14 protein-coding genes are annotated in these 19080 nt (G+C 72.1%); 10 read left to right on the top strand and 4 right to left on the bottom strand.

The window, feature by feature from the left end; all coding sequences use genetic code 11:
- Positions 1-47: 47 nt before the first annotated feature.
- The 4 genes from ACFVKT_RS26305 to ACFVKT_RS26290 all read left to right on the top strand — a co-directional run bounded on the left by ACFVKT_RS26305 (position 48) and on the right by ACFVKT_RS26290 (position 2732).
- Positions 48-437, top strand: coding sequence for a cell division protein SepF (locus ACFVKT_RS26305; protein WP_385735554.1), 390 nt, complete (start codon positions 48-50; stop codon positions 435-437).
- A gap of 112 nt (positions 438-549) precedes the next feature.
- Positions 550-1701 carry an AAA family ATPase gene (locus tag ACFVKT_RS26300; protein WP_385735552.1) on the top strand — a complete coding sequence of 384 codons (1152 nt, stop codon included), beginning with the start codon at positions 550-552 and terminating at the stop codon, positions 1699-1701.
- Between the two features lie 38 nt (positions 1702-1739).
- Positions 1740-2072 carry a nucleotide pyrophosphohydrolase gene (locus ACFVKT_RS26295; protein WP_385735550.1) on the top strand — a complete coding sequence of 111 codons (333 nt, stop codon included), beginning with the start codon at positions 1740-1742 and terminating at the stop codon, positions 2070-2072.
- A gap of 204 nt (positions 2073-2276) precedes the next feature.
- Positions 2277-2732 (top strand): DUF6099 family protein, encoded by a 456-nt coding sequence (locus ACFVKT_RS26290; RefSeq protein WP_385735548.1) that lies wholly within the window; start codon positions 2277-2279, stop codon positions 2730-2732.
- A 149-nt stretch (positions 2733-2881) separates the two neighbouring features.
- Here the strand turns inward: ACFVKT_RS26290 and ACFVKT_RS26285 are convergent, their stop codons facing one another.
- On the bottom strand, positions 2882-3046 hold the full coding sequence (locus ACFVKT_RS26285) for a hypothetical protein (RefSeq protein WP_385735546.1): 165 nt from the start codon (positions 3044-3046) through the stop codon (positions 2882-2884).
- Positions 3047-3280: 234 nt separating this feature from the next.
- Here ACFVKT_RS26285 and ACFVKT_RS26280 point away from each other — a divergent pair, with 234 nt between their 5' ends.
- Positions 3281-4204, top strand: a complete 924-nt coding sequence (locus tag ACFVKT_RS26280) for an LLM class F420-dependent oxidoreductase (RefSeq protein ID WP_385735544.1) — start codon at positions 3281-3283, stop codon at positions 4202-4204.
- 131 nt (positions 4205-4335) lie between these two features.
- Here ACFVKT_RS26280 and ACFVKT_RS26275 read toward each other — a convergent pair whose 3' ends face one another.
- The 3 genes from ACFVKT_RS26275 to ACFVKT_RS26265 form a co-directional block, all read right to left on the bottom strand.
- A complete protein-coding gene (locus ACFVKT_RS26275; RefSeq protein WP_385735542.1) occupies positions 4336-5316 on the bottom strand; it encodes an ABC transporter substrate-binding protein in 981 nt (326 codons plus the stop codon).
- An 83-nt stretch (positions 5317-5399) separates the two neighbouring features.
- Entirely contained in the window at positions 5400-6806 is a 1407-nt protein-coding gene (gene fes, locus ACFVKT_RS26270) for an enterochelin esterase (protein ID WP_385735540.1), read from the bottom strand.
- Positions 6803-7951 carry a nucleotide disphospho-sugar-binding domain-containing protein gene (locus ACFVKT_RS26265; protein ID WP_385735538.1) on the bottom strand — a complete coding sequence of 383 codons (1149 nt, stop codon included), beginning with the start codon at positions 7949-7951 and terminating at the stop codon, positions 6803-6805. The genes fes and ACFVKT_RS26265 overlap by 4 nt, the downstream gene beginning before the upstream one ends.
- Before the next feature lie 116 nt (positions 7952-8067).
- Here ACFVKT_RS26265 and ACFVKT_RS26260 point away from each other — a divergent pair, with 116 nt between their 5' ends.
- From ACFVKT_RS26260 to ACFVKT_RS26240, 5 genes are all read left to right on the top strand, one after another.
- Complete coding sequence (locus ACFVKT_RS26260; RefSeq protein ID WP_385735536.1) at positions 8068-12549, top strand: ABC transporter transmembrane domain-containing protein; 4482 nt, start codon at positions 8068-8070, stop codon at positions 12547-12549.
- Positions 12546-13598 carry a FecCD family ABC transporter permease gene (locus ACFVKT_RS26255; RefSeq protein WP_385735534.1) on the top strand — a complete coding sequence of 351 codons (1053 nt, stop codon included), beginning with the start codon at positions 12546-12548 and terminating at the stop codon, positions 13596-13598. Before ACFVKT_RS26260 ends, ACFVKT_RS26255 begins: the two co-directional genes overlap by 4 nt.
- A 2-nt stretch (positions 13599-13600) precedes the next feature.
- The gene (locus ACFVKT_RS26250) at positions 13601-14677 is read left to right on the top strand and encodes a FecCD family ABC transporter permease (protein ID WP_385735708.1); all 1077 of its coding nucleotides are present in this window, start codon (positions 13601-13603) and stop codon (positions 14675-14677) included.
- 179 nt (positions 14678-14856) lie between these two features.
- Complete coding sequence (locus tag ACFVKT_RS26245; RefSeq protein ID WP_385735532.1) at positions 14857-16347, top strand: 3' terminal RNA ribose 2'-O-methyltransferase Hen1; 1491 nt, start codon at positions 14857-14859, stop codon at positions 16345-16347.
- A complete protein-coding gene (locus ACFVKT_RS26240) occupies positions 16344-18881 on the top strand; it encodes a polynucleotide kinase-phosphatase (RefSeq protein WP_385735530.1) in 2538 nt (845 codons plus the stop codon). The genes ACFVKT_RS26245 and ACFVKT_RS26240 overlap by 4 nt, the downstream gene beginning before the upstream one ends.
- Positions 18882-19080: the final 199 nt, after the last annotated feature.

Genomic DNA, 19080 nt, shown 5'->3' with positions numbered 1-19080 from the left:
AATTGCCCGGTGCAGACAACGAGTGCGAGCCAGGACGGGGTGGACCTGTGAACGGCCACGACGCCACCGACGAACAGTGGGAGGGGCTCGCCCAGGTAGTTCCGTTGCGAGGCCGGGACGCCTGGCCCTCGGCAGTCGATCACCGGTCGATACCCGAGGCCCCGACGGAGGCGCGCCGCCGCTTCATGGTGCTGCGGATCAACGTGTTCGCGGACGCGCGTGAGGTCGCGGAGACCCTGATGGCGGGCATACCCGTCCTCCTGGACCTGACCGGCGCGGAGACCGAAGTCGCCAAGCGGGTACTGGACTTCAGCACCGGCGTGGTCTTCGGGCTTGCGAGCGGCATGCACCGCGTCGACAAGAACGTGTTCCTGCTGACGCCGCCGGGGACCGAGGTTCAGGGGCTGATGGAGGGAGCGCGGATTCCTGGGGCATGACCCGAGGTTCCCGGCACGCGCCTTGGGGGTCGGTCGGTGACCCGTCCCCCGATCGTAGGAAGGTTCCCGAGGCGGAACGGTTCGCCTGACGGCGGAGGCCTACCGTCCGGATATGACCCTGCCCTCCCTGGAAGCCCCTGCCGTGGCGGAGGTGCGCCCCGACCGTCCGGGCGTCGCCGAGCTGCGCCTCGCCGCCTTCGCCGCGCACCGGCGCGTCCGGTTCCCGCTCGGACCGCTCACCCTCGTCGCCGGGCCGAGCGGCAGCGGCAAGACCAGTGCCCTGCGGGCGTACGAGGCGCTGGCCCGGCTCGGCAGCGGCGCCGAGCTCGGAGACGTGTTCCCGGCCCCGGTCACCTGCGTGCCCGAGCGCGCCCGGCCCGACGCCCAGCAACGGCGCGGCTTCCGGATCGGCTGCACCGTCAACGGCCCCGAGGGTCCCGTCCGCCTCGACCTCGCCGTACAGGCCGAGCCCGAACTGCGCATCGTGGGCGAGCGGTTGACGGCGGGCGGCCTGACCCTGCTGGAGACGGCGCTACGGGACCCGGGGCGCCCCGTGGTCCAGGCCGCCTGGCACACCGGGGGCTCCTCCGCCGTGACCCGGGGCCCGCTCCCCGACGACCGACTCGGCACCGCACTCCTGCCGCTGCGCGTCTCGGGCCGGACGGACGGCGAGCGCCAAGTCCTCGCCGCCGCCGAACAGATGGTCCTCGCGCTGCGGTCCGTCTTCGCCTGCGACCCGAGCCCCCGGCTGATGCGCGCCCCCGTCCCGGTCGGCTCCGGTCTGCTGCTGCGCGGCTGCGACAACCTCGCCGAAGTGCTGTGGCGTACCCGCGTGGAGTGCGGGCGACGGCACGCGCAGCTTGTCACCGCGGTCGATTCCGGATGCGCGGGCCGCGTCACCGACGTACTGGGCGAGCCCCTGCGCGACGGCACGATCCGAGCGTTCCTCGACCGCGGCGACGGCTTTCGTACGGAGCTGGGGCTGCTCGGGGACGGCGAGTTGAGGTATCTGGCGCTGGCCCTGGTGCTGCTCACCGGACCGGGCGTCCTGGCGGTCGACCAGGCCGGTGAGGTGCCCGCGGCCCTCCAGACGCTGACCGTCCTGGCCGACGGCCTCGACCGCTGTCTGGACGCCCGGCAGACGGGGGAGCTGGTGCGGCTGGCGGCACGGATGTGTGAGCGTGGGCACATCCGGCTGGTCGGCACGGTGAGCGATGCCTCCTGGGGGTATGGAGTGCCTGGTGTGACGGTGGTGGAGTTGTAGGCGAGTTGCAGGCCCTCAACGGAAGTTGGACGTGAGCTGTGAGTGAACTGGACGTGGGGAAACTGCAGCGCCGCCTGGCCGAGTTCGCGGCCGTGCGGAACTGGCAACCATACCACACCCCCAAGAACCTCGTCGCCGCGCTGAGCGTCGAGGCGTCCGAACTGGTCGAGATCTTTCAGTGGCTGACGCCTGAGGAGTCGGCCCGGGTGATGGACGACGCGGACACCGCCCACCGCGTCACCGACGAGGTCGCGGACGTGCTGGCCTATCTGCTGCAGTTCTGCGAGGTGCTGGGCATCGACCCGCTCGCGGCGCTCGACGCGAAGATCGACCGGAACGAGCGGAGGTTCCCGGCGCCGGAGGAGCCGTAACCAACCCGGGCTGCAGTCCGATTGGTTCGGATAGCCTGCGGGATTGTCACGCTACGGAGTTTCTGAGTTGTCCACGCCCAACTCCGTGTCCACAGATTTCGGTCTTCCTCTGGCTTTTCGTCCCGCATCAGCTCACTCTGGGTAGTGGACGGCGGGGTTCGAGTGGACGTGCGGTGAGCGCGTCGGGACAGACGGGGACAGCGCATGGAGGCGGTGCGGCTCATCGTGGCGAGCAGGCGTGCCCTGGCGGGGACCGGCGAGACCCCGGAGGTGATGGAAGAGGCGTGGCAGGCGCATGCGCTGGCCCAGGCGATAGGCAGCCGGTTCGCCGTCTCGGGACCACCCGAACTCCGGGGCGAGGCCCTGGGACTGACCGAGCTGGCGGGCCGGGGCTGCGGAGTTCTCGGCACTCACGCCCTCGGTGTCGGCGCCTTACGGGCCGCCCGGCTCACCGAGTTGGGCGACGCCCGCGAGGCACTCGTCTGCCTGGGCTGTCTCCTGGGCGAGGTCGGGATCGCCCTCGTGGGGATCGCCTGCGCGTCGGACGACCAGGCGACCTACTGGCAGTGCATGGAGGCCATCGACGCGGCGGACGAGTCCCGGGACCGGGTGCTGGAGATGCTGAGACGACTGACGGTGCAGGACACGGCGGCGGGGTGAAGGCCCTTCAGCTCCGGCCGGCGCAAGAGGTTTTCAGCCCGTCCGGCGTTTGAGGACGAGCGCGTTCAGCGCGATGCGGGGGTCTGGGGGCGGCAGCCCCCAGGTACGGGACAGGTAGGGGCGGAGGGGGCGAAAAACGCCCCCCGAGGTCAGCCGCGGTCGCCCTCCTCCGCGAGAGCGGGCCGGGCCCCCGAGAGATCCGCGTCCAGTTGGGACAGATCGGCGTTGAGCGCCGCCATCAGCTCCTCCATCTGCTGGAGCAGCCCTTTCGGCTGCGCGGACACCACCTGCTGTGGAACTGCGTCTTGGGACATGACGGCCTCCTCGGCCCGTGGCCCCGACAGGGACCGGTGCGGGTGACGCCCCGGCGACCGCCGGCGACGGTGCCGGGCAGTCCGGCTCCGCCCGAGCCAACGATCATCACCGAGCCGGGTCACTGGCGCGGAGACGCGCCACACGCGGGGTTGACGGATTTCACCCGACCGGGGACAGGAGTACCCCGGTGGGACCGATGGGTTGACCGGTACGCGACCGTGCAGGATGGAGGCATGGATCTTCGAATCTTCACCGAGCCCCAGCAGGGCGCGACCTACGACACCCTTCTCGCGGTCGCCAAGGCCACTGAAGACCTCGGCTTCGACGCCTTCTTCCGCTCCGACCACTATCTCCCCATGGGCTCGTCGGACGGCCTCCCGGGCCCGACCGACGCCTGGATCACCCTCGCCGGGCTCGCCCGTGAGACCAAGCGCATCCGGCTCGGCACGCTGATGACCGCCGGCACCTTCCGGCTGCCCGGCGTTCTCGCGATCCAGGTCGCGCAGGTCGACCAGATGTCCGGCGGCAGGGTGGAACTGGGCCTGGGCGCGGGCTGGTTCGAGGAGGAGCACAAGGCGTACGGCATCCCGTTCCCGAAGGAGAAGTTCGCGCGCCTGGAGGAGCAGCTCGCGATCGTCACCGGGCTCTGGGCGACCGAGCCCGGCAAGACCTTCAGCCACCACGGCACGTACTACGACCTCACCGACTCGCCCGCCCTGCCCAAGCCCGCCCAGGCGAAGGTGCCTGTCCTCATCGGCGGCCACGGCGCGGTCCGCACCCCGCGGCTCGCCGCCCAGTACGCCGACGAGTTCAACATGCCGTTCGCGTCGGTCGAGGACAGCGAGCGCCAGTTCGGCCGGGTGCGTGCCGTGGCGGAGCAGGCCGGGCGCAAGGGCGAGGAGATCACGTACTCCAATGCGCTCGTGGCCTGTGTCGGCAAGGACGACGCGGAGGTCGCCCGCCGTGCCGCCGCGATCGGCCGTGAGGTCGACGAGCTGAAGGCCAACGGTCTGGCCGGCACCCCGGACGAGGTCGTCGAGAAGATCGGCCGGTACGCGGCGATCGGGTCCCGGCGGATCTACCTCCAGATCCTCGATCTCGACGACCTGGACCACCTCGAACTGATCTCGGCGAAAGTCCAGTCGCAGCTGGCGTAGTTCGGGAGCCCAGTTCGGGCCGGGTGCCCCGTTCGGGCCGGGTGCCCGGTGCCGGGCGTCGGCGCGGGCGGCGCGCTCCATGAGTGCGCCGCCCACCGGCTCACCGAGGTCGGTGAGTTGAGGCCCGACGCTCAGCCCGCGAGTGCCGTTGTCACGTCGTCGAGGACGATCCGGGCCGCCAGCGGGCCGCCCGCGCTGTTCCACGCCGAACCCTGGATGACCACCACGTGGCCCTGCTTCTCGGCCGCCAGCTTGCTGAAGTTGGGAACCTTCCGGGCCTCGGCGTACGCCTTCTCGCCGTCGGCCTTGTCGGCGAGGGTGCCGAAGAAGAGCCAGTCACCGTCGATGGTGGTGAGCTTCTCCAGGCTGACCGGCTCGCTGTGTCCGCTGCTCTCGCCCTGCTGGTCGGTCGGCCGGTCGAGGCCCAGCGCGGAGAGGGTGGAACCCACGTGGCCCTTGCCCTTGCCGACGACGGAGGGGGCACTGTCCTGCCAGCGGATGACGCTGACGACCGCGCCGGCGTTGGCGCCGAGCTTCTCCTTCGTGGCGGCGACGTCCGCGTCGAAGCCGGTCAGTATCTTCTCGCCCTGTTCCTTCTTGTTCAGGGCGTCGGCCGTGGCCGCAAATGCCACCTTCCAGTCCTCGTTGAGCTTGGCGGTGACCACGGTCGGCGCGATGGCCTGGAGCTTGGCGAGTTCGCGCTTCGCGCCGGTCGTCTCGTCGAGCAGGATGAGGTCGGGCTGGAGCGTGGCCAGCTTCTCCATGTCGGCCTCTGCGACGGTGGCGACGACCTCGGACTTCGAGGCCTTGTCGGCGAGATAGGTGGACACCCCCGTCTGGCCCCGCCCCGCCGTGGCGCCGACGGGCTCGACACCGAGGGCGAGCGCGGCGTCCAGCGTGGGCTCGCTGAGCGTGACGACCTTCTGCGGATCGGCGGGCACCTTGACCTTGCGGCCCTGGGCGTCGGTGATCGTGCGGGTGGCCGACGCGCTCGAGTCCGCGGCGGCGGTGCTGCTGTCGTCACTGCCACAGGCGGTCAGGAGCAATGCTCCCGTGATGACGGCGGCAGCCGAGGTCAGGACCGCTCTGCGGGAGGCTCGGGTGGAGGACATCTGCGTAAGCTCCTTGGGGGGCAACGGGAGTTGAAAGGGAGTTGCTGGGTTGTGCGGGGGGTGGGTCTTGGGGCCGGGCCAGGTCAGCGGAGACCTGGACCCAGCAGCCGCACCAGGCCGTCGGCCAAGGCGCTGTGCCAACAGGCGTAGTCGTGGCCGCCGTTGTACTCGTTGAAGGTCATCCGGTAGCCCGCAGAGGTCAGGGACTCGTGGACGACACGGCTGTGGTCGACCATGAGCCCCTCGTGCAGTCCGACGTCCAGGTGGATCGTGATGGGCCGGGGGCCCGCTTCGGTGTAGAGACCGATGACCCAGGGGATGCCGGCGACCGCCGACTTGGGCACGCCCGGTGGCAGGCCGGGCCGCCACCACAGGGAGGCCGACTGGGCGAGCACGTTGCCGAACCGGTCGGGCCGCAGGTGAGCGGCGAACAGTGCGGTAAGGGCGCCCAGGCTCTGGCCCGCGACGACGGTCCGTCCCGGGTCCGCGGTCAGTGGCCAACGGCCGGCCGCCCAGGGCAGCAGTTCGTCCGTGAGGAAGGAGACGAACTCCTCGCGTCCGCCCAGTTCGTTCCAGCGGGTGTGCCGGTCCACGGCGTCGGGTGAAAGCACGGCGAGTGGCGGCAGCGCACCGTCGGCGATCAACGCGTCGAGCGTGCGTCCGAGTCCGAGCCGGCCGAACCACATGTCGCCGTCGCACAGTACGAGGACGGGCAGCGGGTCCGCGCCGCCGGAGCCCGTAGCCCTGTTCCGGCCGCCTGCGCCGCGCTGTTCGTGGCCCGGCGGCAGGTACACCCACACGTCGCGATCGGCGCCGAGCGCGGTGGCGGTTACCCGGTGCTGCTCGACACGCCCGGCCGGGACGGTGCCGTGTCGCCCCGCCCAAGGCTGCGCGGGGGAGTTGGGCAGCGCGAAGACCGAGCTGTCGGCCGGGTGCCAACGGGTCGGCATGGCGTGCCGGTTCAGCGGGTCGGGTGCGGCGTGCCCGGACAACGACCGCAGTCGCTGCTGGAGTTCGTCCGCGTCCTTGGGTGGTTCCTCGGCCGAGATGTCGGCGGCCATGCGGTAGGAGCCGGCATGGTCGGAGCGCAGCCGCAGGCCCAGGTGCCAGACATCGGTGCCGGGGACGCGCTCCAGCAAGGAGCCCGCGAGGTTCTCGCGGTCGATGATGCGGTTGCCGAGCAGCAGCACTTGTCGGGTCGCCCGGTCACCGCGCCACAGGAAGGTGACGGCGCGGTGGCCGGGTTCGTCCGCCAGTTCCTCGATGAGAGGGGTCCCGAGGCGCACCACTTCGGCCCAGAACTCCGTTGTCAGGAGCTCGTGTTGGCCGTCGTCGGTCGCGCCCAGGTCGGTCACGAGGCGTGCGACGCGCGGTCCGGTGATGCGCACCGGACGCGCGCCGGTCCGGGGGTCGGTCTGAGGGCCGGGCGGTGTGACGCCGGTCCGGGGGTCGGGCGGTGCCGGGGCGGGGCCGGCCACTCGCGCGGTCACCGCAACTCTCCTTGGGTGCGGGCGAGTTCGACGAGCCGAGGCACGGTCTCCGCGGGGCTCGGCATCGCGGCCATCTCGCGGGCCGTGTCCCGGGCGGCGGCGCGCAGAGGGTCGTCGGTCAGGAGGCGGTCGATCAGCCCGGCCGTGAGGTCACCGGGCCCGTCGGGTACGAGGCCGCAGCCGCGGGCCCGCACCGCGGCGGCGTTGGCGGGCCGGTCGGCGCCCTCGCCGAGGACGATCTGCGGCAGCCCGGCGTCGAGTGCCGTCAGGGTGGTGCCGGAGCCTCCGTGGTGGACGACGGCGTCGCTGCGGGCGAGCAGGAGGCCCAGCGGGATCCAGCCCACGGGCCGTACGTTGTCGGGCAGCGTGCCCAGCGCGCTGAGGTCCCCGCCGCCGAGCGCGAGGACGAACTCCGCGTCGGTCTCCCGCGCGGCGTCCACCACCCACTTCACCGGCCAGACCCCGCCGACGACGGGCTGCACGGTGCCGAGGGTGACGGTGACACGGGGGCGCTTGCGGGTTGCGGAGAGCCACTCGGGCAGCCTGCCGCCGCCGTTGTAGGGGACGTACCGCATGAACCAGCGGCGGGGTTCGGCGGTGGTGCTCATGCTGGGCGGCGCGATGTCGAGCCAGGCGGCGACGGGTGCGGGGCCTTTGAGCCCGTGCCGTTCGTAGGCGGGCGCAAGGGTGTTGTTGATCATGCGGACATGCGCCCCGGTGTGACCGAAGCCCACGGCGTGCAGGACCGAGGGGACGCCGAGGCGGGCGGCCACCAGCTGTCCGGCCACGCCGAGCGGAGTGTGGACGACGAGGTCGGGCCGCCACTCCTCGGCGACCTTGACCATGGTGTCGGCCATCTCGTCGCTGAAGAAGGAGAATCCCTTGCCCTTCGGCGGCTCCCCGCGCTCACCCGGCGCGGGCGGTTTCCGGTCACCTTTGGCCTTCTCCATCCGTGCGTAGAGCGCGTCGGGGTCGATGCCGGGCGCGCAGTCGACGGCGTTGAGGCCGGAGCGTTCGGTGTGCCCGACGGCCGCGCCGCAGGTGGCCACGAGGACGTCATGACCGGCTGCCCGCAGCGCGTGGGCGAGCGACACCATGGGATAGAGCAGCCCGAAGAATGGCGGGCCTGCGAACAGGACGCGCATGTCTCCTCATCTCAACGAGTTGCGCACCGGGGGGAGTTGGACATGGGCACACACGGGCGGGAGGTCTGTCGGTGGAATCGTCAACAGTAAAGGTAAGGTTAGCCTAAGCTAAGTCCATGTCCACCGGAACGCGTCCCCAACCGGGTGGAATACGGCGGCTCGCCACGGCCTGCCGCAGCCACCCCCGCCTCCTGACCGCCCTCGTCCTCGGCTCCGTCTTCGGCACCGGCCTCGAAGCTTTCGGCCCCCTGATCGCGGGGATCGCCGTGAACGACGCCGTGGCCGGGCACACCCACCGGGTCGGCGTCCTCGTCGCCGTCCTGTGCGCCCTGGCCGTCGTCCAGTTCGGCGCCGAGTTCACCCGCCGCTTCTTCGCCGGCAAGCTCGCACTCGCCGTGCAGCACCAGCTGCGGACCGCCGTGTTCGCGTCGGTCCAGCGCTACGACGGCGTCAAACAGGACGAGTTGCGCACCGGGCAGGTCGTCTCGCGCGCGAACAGTGACCTCCAGCAGATCCAGATCATGCTCGGCATGCTCCCGATCCCGATCGGCGTGACCGCGCTCTTCACGGTCTCTCTCGCCGCGATGCTGTGGCTGTCCGCGCCGCTCACGCTGGTCGCCCTCGCCGTGCTGCCGGCCCTCGCGTTCACCGCGGCCCGCAGCCGTACGCGTCTGGTGCCCGCCACCCGGAACGCGCAGGCACAGGCCGCCACGATCGCCGAGCACGTCGAGGAGACCGTCACCGGCGTACGTGTGGTCAAGGCCTTCGGCCAGGAGGACGCGGAGACGGAACGCATGGCGCGCGCCTCCCGCACCCTCTTCACGCGTCGGGTGGTGGTCGCCCGCCTCCAGGCCGCGGCCACCGCGGGCATGTCCGCGCTGCCCGCGGCAGGACAGGTCGGCGTACTCGCCCTCGGCGGCTGGCTCGCGCTGCGCGGCAGCATCGACGTCGGTACGTTCCTCGCCTTCGCCGGCTATCTGACGCTGCTGGCGGGCCCGGCCAGGCTCCTCGCCAACTTCACCGTCACCGCCCAGCAGGCGCGGGCCGCCTCCGAGCGCGTCCACGAACTCATCGACGTCACACCGGACATCACGGACCACCCGCACGCCGCGGATCTCCCCGACGGCCCGCTGCGGATCGAACTGCGCGACGTCACCTTCGGCTACGCGCCCAGCGACCCCGTCCTCGCCGGTCTCTCCCTGACCGTGCACCCCGGCGAAACCCTCGCCGTCGTCGGCCCGCCCGGCTCCGGCAAGTCCACGGTGTCCCTGCTCCTCAACCGCTTCTACGACCCCCAGTCCGGGAGCGTCCACGTCGGCGCGCCGGGCGGGGCGGGCGGCGTACGGGGCGGGGTGGAGGGCGTACCCGGCGAGACAACCGGCACGCCTGGTGCGGCAGGCGGCGTACGCGGCGAGGTAACCGGTCTGCCCGGCGCGGAGGATGGCGTACGCGGCGAGGTAACCGGTCTGCCTTGCGCGGAGGATGGCGTACGCGGCGAGGTAACCGGTCTGCCTTGCACGGAGGATGGCATACGGGGCGCGGCAACCGACGTACCCAGCACGGCAGATGACGTGCTCGGCCCGGCAACCAGGTTGCCTGGCGCGCAAGATGGCGTACCCCGCGTGGCAACCGGGACGCCCGGCATGCCGGACGGCGTACCCCGCGCAGCACCCCGTCTCCCGGGCGCCGCAGATGGCGTACCCCGCCTGGCAACCGCGATGCCGGACGGCGCGCCCCGCGCAGCAACCCGCCTCCCGGGCGCCGCAGATGGCGTACCCCGCCTGGCAACCGCGATGCCGGACGGCGTACCCCGTGCAGCAATCCGTCTCCCCGGCGCCGCAGATGGCGTACCCCGCCTGGCAACCGCGATGCCAGACGGCGCGCCCCGCGCAGCAACCCGCCTTCCCGGCGCCGCAGATGGCGTACCCCGCCTGGCAACCGCGATGCCGGACGGCGTACCCCGCGCAGCAATCCGTCTCCCCGGCGCCGCAGATGGCGTACCCCGCCTGGCAACCGCGATGCCGGACGGCGCGCCCCGCGCAGCAACCCGCCTCCCCGCCACGCCGGACAGCGATCCCTGCGCGGCCCCCCGCCCGCCCGGCCTCGAACACGGCGTCCCCGCCGAGGCCACCGACCTCCGCCTGGTCCGCCTGGCTTCCCTCCGCTCCGCCATAGGCAGCGTCTTCGAGGACCCCTTCCTCTTCTCCTGCTCCGTGAGGGACAACATCGCGCACGGCCGCCCCGGCGCGACCGACGCCGAGGTGGAGGCGGCGGCGCGGGCTGCCGACGCGCACGGGTTCATCAGCGAGCTGCCCGACGGCTATGCGACCGAGGTCGGCGAACGGGGCATGGCGCTGTCGGGCGGGCAGCGGCAGCGCGTTGCCCTCGCGCGTGCCCTGATCACCGACCCGCGCGTCCTCGTCCTCGACGACGCGACGTCCGCCGTCGACCCGGCGACCGAGGCGGTCATCCAGGACGCGCTGCGCAGCGCCACGGACGGACGTACGACCGTCCTGATCGCCCACCGCCGTTCCACGCTCGCCCTCGCCGACCGCATCGCCGTCCTCGACGGTGGCCGCCTCGTCGACCTCGGCACCGAGGCCGAACTCACCGAACGCTGCGCCCTGTTCCGCGAACTGCTCGCAGGACCCGGCGGCAGCCTCGACGACCGCGCCGCACCCGCGCCGGTCACCGTGCAGGACGGCGTCACCCCTGAACTGTGGCCCGTGCCGCCCCAGACCACCCGCACCGGCAGCGGCGCCGCCCCGGACGACGAGCCCGGCCTCGACGAGCAGGCGCTGCGCGCACCCGGCGGTCCGCGCCCCACCCTGCGCCGGCTGCTGCGCCCCGTACGCGGACCGCTGCTGCTGGGACTCGCGCTGCTCGCCGTGGACACCGCGGCCGGCGTCGCCCTGCCGCTGCTCGTGCGGCACGGCCTCGACAACGGCGTGTCCGCCGACGAGGGCGCCGTGCTCGCGGTGTGCGTCCTGCTGGCCGCCGCCGCGGTCGCCATCAGCTGGGCGGCTCTGAACACGCAGGCCCGCGTCACCCGCCGCGCGGGGGAAAGCGTCCTGTACGGGCTGCGCGTACGCAGCTTCGCCCATCTCCAGCGCCTCGGCATGGACTTCTACGAGCGTGAGCGCGGCGGCCAGATCATGACCCGCGTCGTCAACGACATCGATGCCCTGTCCGCCTTCCTCCAGAACGGCCTGCTCACCTCCGTCGCCTCGCTGGCCACCATCACCGGCGCCGTATGCGCGATGATCGTCGTTCACCCGCCACTCGCCCTGGCGGCACTCGCGCTGCTGCCGCTGATCCTCGTCGCCACGTACGTTTTCTGGCGGCTGTCGTCGGCCGCGTACGACGAGGCGCGCCGCCGTATCGGCGAGGTGAACTCCTCGCTCCAGGAGAACGTCAGCGGACTGCGCACCTCGCAGGCGCAGGGCCGCGAGCAGGGCGCCGCCCGTGACTTCGACAAGCTCTCCGACGCCTACCAGGCCTCGCGCCTGCGCGCCCAGCGCTACGCCTCCGTCTACTTCCCCAGCATCAACCTCACCGCCGAACTCTCCCGCGCCCTGGTCCTGTTGGTGGGCGCGCACCGGGTTGCCTCCGGCGAGCTGTCGTCCGGCGTGCTGGTCGCGTTCATGCTCTACCTGGGCATGTTCTTCTCGCCCATCCAGCAGCTTTCCCTCACTTTCGACAGCTATCAGCAGGCCTCCGTCGGTCTGCGCCGGATCATGGGACTCCTGCGGATCACACCGTCGGTGCCCACGGCCGCGGACGAGGCCCCGCTGCCCGAGCGCCTGAGGGGCGAGGTCGAACTGCGGGGCGCGGGGCACACCTACGCGGGCGCCGAGCGGCCGTCCCTGCGCGGGGTCGACCTGCGTATCGCCGCCGGTGAGACGGTCGCCCTGGTCGGCACCACCGGCGCGGGCAAGTCCACCGTCGTCAAACTGCTCGCCCGCTTCTACGACCCCGACGAGGGCAGCGTCCTGGTCGACGGCACCGACCTGCGCCGCTGGCCGGTGTCCGGCTACCGCCGTCTCATCGGCTATGTCCCGCAGGAGGCCCACCTGTTCAGCGGCGACATCGCCGGCAACATCCGCTACGGCAGGCCCGCCGCGACCGACGCCGACGTGGAGGCGGCGGCCCGCGCCGTCGGCGCCCTCGACGCGATCGCCGCCCAGCCCTACGGCTTCCGGCAGCCCGTCGGCGAGGGCGGCAGGTCACTGTCCGCGGGCGAGCGCCAGCTCATCGCCCTCGCCCGTGCTGAACTCGTCGACCCCGCCGTGCTGTTGCTCGACGAGGCCACCGCCTCACTCGACCCGGCCACCGAACAGACGGTCGCCCTCGCCGGCGAACGGGCGGCCCGGCGGCGTACCACCGTGGTCGTGGCCCACCGTATGTCGACCGCGGCCCGCGCCGACCGCATCGTCGTCCTCGACCACGGCCGCATCGCCGAACAGGGCACGCACGCCGAGCTGTTGGACGCGGACGGCGCGTACGCGCGGCTGTGGCGGCACGGGACCGCCGGGGTCGCCGACGAACCCGGCCGGTTCCGGGAGCCAACCGCCAAGACCACGGGAGAACGGCGATGAGCGCCGCGACGACGTCCGCGCCACCCGAGGAGGCGTACGTCGAGGAAGGCCGCCGCAGCCGCGCCTCGGTGCGGGCGGCCGGCCTGCTGCTCGGTCTGGTGCTGCTGGTCGCGGCGGTCGCGCTGTCGCTCGCCGTGGGCACCAAGCAGATTCCGCTCGGCGAGGTGTGGTCGGGACTGTTCGCTCCCTCGGGCACCGAGAACGACGCGATCATCCGGGACCTCAGACTGCCGCGCACCCTCATCGGGATCGCCGTCGGAGCGGCGCTCGGCATCGCGGGCGGCGTCATGCAGACCCTGACCCGCAACCCCCTCGCGGATCCCGGGCTGTTGGGCGTCAACGCGGGCGCGTCCGCCGCCGTCGTCACCGCGATCAGCGTCCTCGGCATCACCTCGTTCACCGGATACCTGTGGTTCGCGCTCGCCGGAGCGGCCGTCGCCGCAACTGCCGTGAACGCGCTGGGCGGTGGCCGCCTCGCCACCCCGGTCCGCCTCGCCCTCGCCGGAACCGCCATCAACGCGGCCCTCTTCGGTTACGTCAACGGGCTCCAGCTCTGGAACCTGAGCGCCCTGGACGCCATGCGGCACTGGTCGGTCGGCACGCTCGCCAAGCGCGACCCCCAACTCCTGCTCACCGTGCTGCCGTTGCTCCTCGCAGGCGCCCTGCTCGCCTTCGCCCTTGCCCGGCCGCTCGGCGCACTCGCCCTGGGCGAGGACCATGCCCGGGCACTGGGCACCCGGGTGAGACGCACGCGGGTGCTGTCGGTCGTCTCCATCACGCTGCTGTGCGGCGGCGCGACCGCGGTGTGCGGGCCGATCGGCTTCATCGGGCTGATGATCCCGCACGCCGCACGGGCGTTCGCCGGTCCCGACCCGCGCCGGCTGCTGCCGTACTGCGCGGTGTTCGCGCCGGCGCTACTGCTCGTCTCGGACGTGATAGGGCGGGTCGTGGTGCCGCCGTCCGAGATCGAGGTCGACATCGTCACGTCGTTCCTCGGCGGGATTCTCTTCATCCATCTGGTGCGGCAACGGAAGGTGGCCCAGCTGTGACCCTGATCGAGGACGAGCGGCGCCGTTCCGTGGCGGTCCGCGCCGACCTGCGGCACGGTCTGCTGCGTACGGGCCGCTGGTCCCTGCGGTACGACACCCGCGCGCTGCTGGTCTGCGTCGGCATCGCCGTGCTGGCCGGGTGCGTGACGGTGCTCTCCATCGGCACCGGCACGTACCAGCTCTCGCCCGTGGAGGTCGTGCGCACTCTCGCCGGGAACGGGCCGCCCGGAGCCGAGTTCATCGTGCTCGATCTGCGGCTGCCGCGCGCCTTGGTGGCACTCCTGGTGGGCTTCGGGATGGGCATGGCGGGCGCGGTCTTCCAGTCGCTGACCCGCAACCCGCTCGGCAGCCCGGACATCATCGGGTTCGGCAACGGCGCCTCCGCGGGTGCGCTCGTCGCGATCATGATCTTCGACGCGGGAGCGCCCCAGACGGCGCTCGGCGCGGTGGCCGGAGGATTCGCCACGGCCGCCGTGGTGTATCTGCTGGCCTGGAAGCGGGGTGTGCACGGATACCGACTCGTCCTCGTCGGCATCGGCGCCTCCGCGGTGCTCGGCTCGGCGACCAGCTTCCTCTACGTGCGCGCCGAGATCGGCAAGGCGGCGCAGGCCGCGGGCTGGATGATCGGTTCGCTCAACGCCCGTGACTGGAACGAGGTCCGCATCGGCGCCCTGGGCCTGGTGCTCCTCGTCCCGGTCGTCCTGGTGTACGGGCGGCGGCTGACGATGCTGGAGATGGGCGACGACACGGCCGCCGCGCTCGGTGTGCCGCCCGAGCGCAGCCGCCTGCTCCTGCTGTGCGCGGGGACCGGGCTGACCGCGATGGCGGTCGCCGCCTCCGGCCCCATCCCGTTCGTCGCGATGGCCGCGCCACAACTGGCCCGCCGGGTGACCAGGACAGCCGGACCGAACGTCCTGCCTGCGGCGTGGATGGGCGCGCTCCTGGTCGCAGCCGCGGATCTGGCCACCCAGCGCGTCACCGGCTCCGCCCTGCTGCCCGTCGGCGTGGTGACGGGCGTGGCCGGCGGCATCTACCTGGCCTGGCTGCTGCTGCGGGAACGCCGCGACCACCGACTGTGAGTCGCCGGGCGACGGGAAAATTCCTGTGCGGGAGTGCCGCGGCCACCGACTGTGAGTCGCCAGGCGACGGGAATATTCCTGAGCCCGAAAGATGAGTTCGCTGTACGTTGAGCCTGCGCGCCGTACCGGACCGTACGGTAAGTATCCGCAGCTCAGAAGACGTTTCGAGGCAACCCACCGTGTTCCTGACGATCACCGCCACCGGCACCCCCGAGCGCCCAGCGACCGACCTCGGCTACCTGCTGCACAAGCATCCCGACAACGCACAGGCGTTCTCGACGTCGTACGGCACGGCTCACGTCGTGTACCCCGAGGCGTCCGTCGAGCGGTGCACGGCCGCGCTGCTCCTCGAGGTCGACGCGGTCGCGCTGGTCCGGCGCGGCAAGGGCAAGGGCCGCGGCGGAGCGCCCGACGCCGCGCTCGCGCAGTACGTCAACGACCGCCCGTACGCGGCCTCCTCGCTGCTCGCCGTGGCGCTGAGCGCGGTGTTCTCCAGCGCGATGAAGGGCCAGTGCAACGCCAGGCCCGAGCTGCCCGCCCTGCCCCTCCCGCTCCGTATCGAGGTGCCCGCACTGCCCGCACGCGGCGGCGCGGACCTCGTACGGGAGCTGTTCGAGCCACTGGGGTGGACGGTGACGGTCGAAGCCGTGGCGCTGGACGCGGAGTTCCCCGAGTGGGGTGACTCGCGGTACGTACGCCTCGTACTGGAGTCGACGCGGCTGACCCTGTCCGAGGCCCTGCGGCACCTCTACGTCCTCCTCCCGGTGCTCGACGACGCCAAGCACTACTGGGTCTCCTCCGACGAGGTCGACAAGCTGCTGCGGGCGGGTGAGGGCTGGCTGCCCGATCACCCGGAGCAGAAGCTGATCACCAGCCGGTATCTGTCGCGCCGTTGGTCGCTGACGCGCGAGGCGATGGAGCGGCTGGAACTCGTACGGCTCGCCGAGGCCGACGACAGCGCGGTCGAGGAGATCGACAACGCGGTCGCCGAGGAGACGGAAGGCCCGGAAGCCCCGGAAGCCCCGGACGGTACGGAGGAGAAGTCCGTGTCCCTCGCCGTCCAGCGGCGGGACGCGATCCTCGCCGCACTGCACGCGTCCGGCGCGGCACGGGTGCTCGATCTCGGCTGCGGACAGGGCCAGTTGGTGCAGGCGCTGCTCAAGGACACGCGGTTCGACGAGATCGTCGGTGTCGATGTGTCGATGCGCGCGCTCACCGTCGCCTCGCGGCGGCTCAAGCTGGACCGCATGGGAGAGCGGCAGGCCGGGCGCGTCAAGCTCATCCAGGGCTCGCTCGCGTACACCGACAAGCGGCTCAAGGGGTATGACGCGGCGGTGCTCAGCGAGGTCATCGAGCACCTCGACCTGCCCAGGCTGCCCGCCCTGGAGTACGCGGTGTTCGGCTCCGCACGCCCCAAGACCGTCCTCGTGACCACGCCGAACGTCGAGTACAACGTCCGCTGGGAGACCCTCCCGGCCGGCCACTCCCGGCACGGCGACCACCGCTTCGAGTGGACGCGTGAGGAGTTCCGGGCGTGGGCGGGGCGTGTCGCCGGGCGGCACGGATACGACGTGGAGTTCGTGTCCGTCGGACCCGATGACCCCGAGGTGGGACCGCCCACGCAGATGGCCACATTCACTGTTACCGCGAAGGAGGAGAAAGCAGCATGACCGACACCAAGGGGCGCACCCTGCCCGTCACCGACCTCTCCCTCGTGGTTCTGGTCGGCGCGTCCGGCTCGGGCAAGTCCACCTTCGCCCGCAGGCACTTCAAGCCGACCGAGATCATCTCCAGCGACTTCTGCCGGGGCCTGGTCGCCGACGACGAGAACGACCAGAGCGCCAGCGGCGACGCCTTCGACGTGCTGCACTACATCGCGGGCAAGCGGCTCGCGGCGGGCCGGCGCACGGTCGTCGACGCGACGAACGTGCAGCAGGAGAGCCGCAAGCAGCTCATCGAACTCGCCAAGCAGTACGACGTGCTGCCCATCGCCATCGTGCTCGACGTGCCCGAGGAGGTCTGCGCCCAGCGCAACGCCGCCCGCGTCGACCGCGCCGACATGCCGCGCCGCGTCATCCAGCGCCACACCCGCGAACTCCGCCGTTCCCTGCGCCACTTGGAGCGCGAGGGATTCAGGAAGGTACACATCCTGCGGGGCGTCGAGGAGGCGGAGAGCGCCGAGATCCGCACGGAGAAGCGGTACAACGACCTCACCCACCTCACCGGCCCCTTCGACATCATCGGCGACATCCACGGCTGCGCCACGGAGCTGGAGACCCTGCTGGGCAAGCTCGGCTATGCCGACGGGGTGCACGCGGAAGGTCGTACGGCCGTCTTCGTCGGCGACCTCGTCGACCGCGGCCCCGACACCCCCGGCGTGCTGCGCCGCGTGATGTCCATGGTCGGCTCCGGCAACGCCCTGTGCGTGCCCGGCAACCACGAGAACAAGCTCGGCCGTCACCTCAAGGGCCGCCAGGTCCAGCACACCCACGGACTCGCCGAGACCATCGAGCAGTTGGCGGGGGAGAGCGAGGAATTCGTCGCAGGCGTACGGGAGTTCGTCGACGGGCTCGTCAGCCACTACGTCCTGGACGGCGGACGGCTCGTCGTCTGCCACGCCGGTCTGCCCGAGAAGTACCACGGCCGTACGTCGGGCCGCGTGCGCTCGCACGCGCTGTACGGGGACACCACCGGCGAGACCGACGAGTTCGGGCTGCCGGTGCGCTACCCGTGGGCGGAGGACTACCGGGGCCGGGCGGCCGTGGTCTACGGCCACACCCCCGTCCCCACCGCGACCTGGCTGAACAACACCATCTGCCTCGACACCGGCGCCGTCTTCGGCGGCAAGCTCACCGCGCTGCGCTGGCCCGAGCGCGAGCTCGTCGACGTACCCGCGGAACAGGTCTGGTACGAGCCCGCCAAGCCGCTCGCCTCCGAGGCGCCCGGCGGACACGAGGGGCGGCCGCTCGACCTCGCGGACGTGCACGGCCGGCGGGTCGTCGAGACGCGCCACGCGGGCCGGGTGTCGGTCCGCGAGGAGAACGCTGCGGCGGCCCTGGAGGTCATGAGCCGCTTCGCCGTGGACCCGCGGCTGCTGCCGTACCTGCCGCCGACCATGGCACCGACCGCGACCTCGCACGTCGAGGGCTACCTTGAGCACCCGGCCGAGGCCTTCGCGCAGTACAAGGAGGACGGGGTCGAGCGGGTCGTGTGCGAGGAGAAGCACATGGGTTCGCGTGCGGTGGTGCTGGTGTGCCGCGACGCGGAGGCCGCGCGGGAGCGGTTCGGCGTGGAGGGTCCGACGGGTGCGCTGTACACCCGCACCGGGCGCCCCTTCTTCGACTCCGCCGAGGTGACGGAGGAGATCCTCGGGCGGCTGCGGGCTGCCGTGGACGCGGCGGGGCTCTGGGCGTCGCTGGAGACCGACTGGGTGCTGCTGGACGCCGAGTTGATGCCGTGGTCGCTCAAGGCGTCCGGGCTGCTGCGCACGCAGTACGCCGCCGTGGGCGCCGCGTCCGGGGCGGTGTTCCCCGGCGCGCTGGCCGCGCTCGAAGGGGCGGCCGCGCGAGGCGTCGACGTACGGGAACTGCTGGACAAGCAGCGGGAGAGGGCCGCCGACGCGGCGGCGTTCACCGATGCCTACCGGCGGTACTGCTGGACCACCGACGGACTGGAGGGCGTGCGCCTCGCCCCCTTCCAGATCCTCGCGGTACAGCGGCGCAGCCTGGCCGGCCTCCCGCACGACGAACAGCTCGCCCTGCTCGACCGACTCGTCGAGCACGACGGGAGCGGGCTGCTTCAGACGACGCGGCGGCTGTTCGTGGACACGGGGGACCCCGAGTCCGTGCGTGCGGGCGTCGACTGGTGGCTGGAGATGACCGGACGCGGGGGCGAGGGCATGGTCGTCAAGCCGCTCGCCGCGCTGGTCCGTAGTGGGAACGGACGACTGGTCCAGCCCGGCATCAAGTGCCGCGGCCGCGAGTACCTCCGGATCATCTACGGCCCCGAATACACCCGCCCGGAGAACCTCACCCGCCTGCGCGGCCGCTTCCTCAACCACAAGCGGTCGCTCGCGATCCGCGAGTACGCACTGGGTCTGGAGGCCCTGGACCGCCTGGCGGAGGGCGAGCCGCTGTGGCGCGTCCACGAGGCGGTGTTCGGGGTCCTGGCGCTGGAGTCGGAGCCGGTGGACCCGAGGCTGTAGGTTTTTTCGCCTCCTCCGCCCCTTCCCGTCCCGTTTCTGGGGGGCTGCCGCCCCCAGACCCCCGCTGTCGGCCTGGACGGCCTCGGCCTCAAGCGCCGGACGGGCTGGAGACAGCCCCTCCGGCGTTTGAGGAGCGGGGGTCCAGGGGGCAGAGCCCCCTGGGGACGGGAATGGGCAGGGGCGGAGGGGGCGAAAAAAC

Source organism: Streptomyces sp. NPDC127595, assembly GCF_042671685.1.
Lineage (GTDB): Bacteria > Actinomycetota > Actinomycetes > Streptomycetales > Streptomycetaceae > Streptomyces.
Note: the sequence above shows the minus strand (reverse complement) of the source record. Positions and strands in the feature narration are given on the sequence as shown.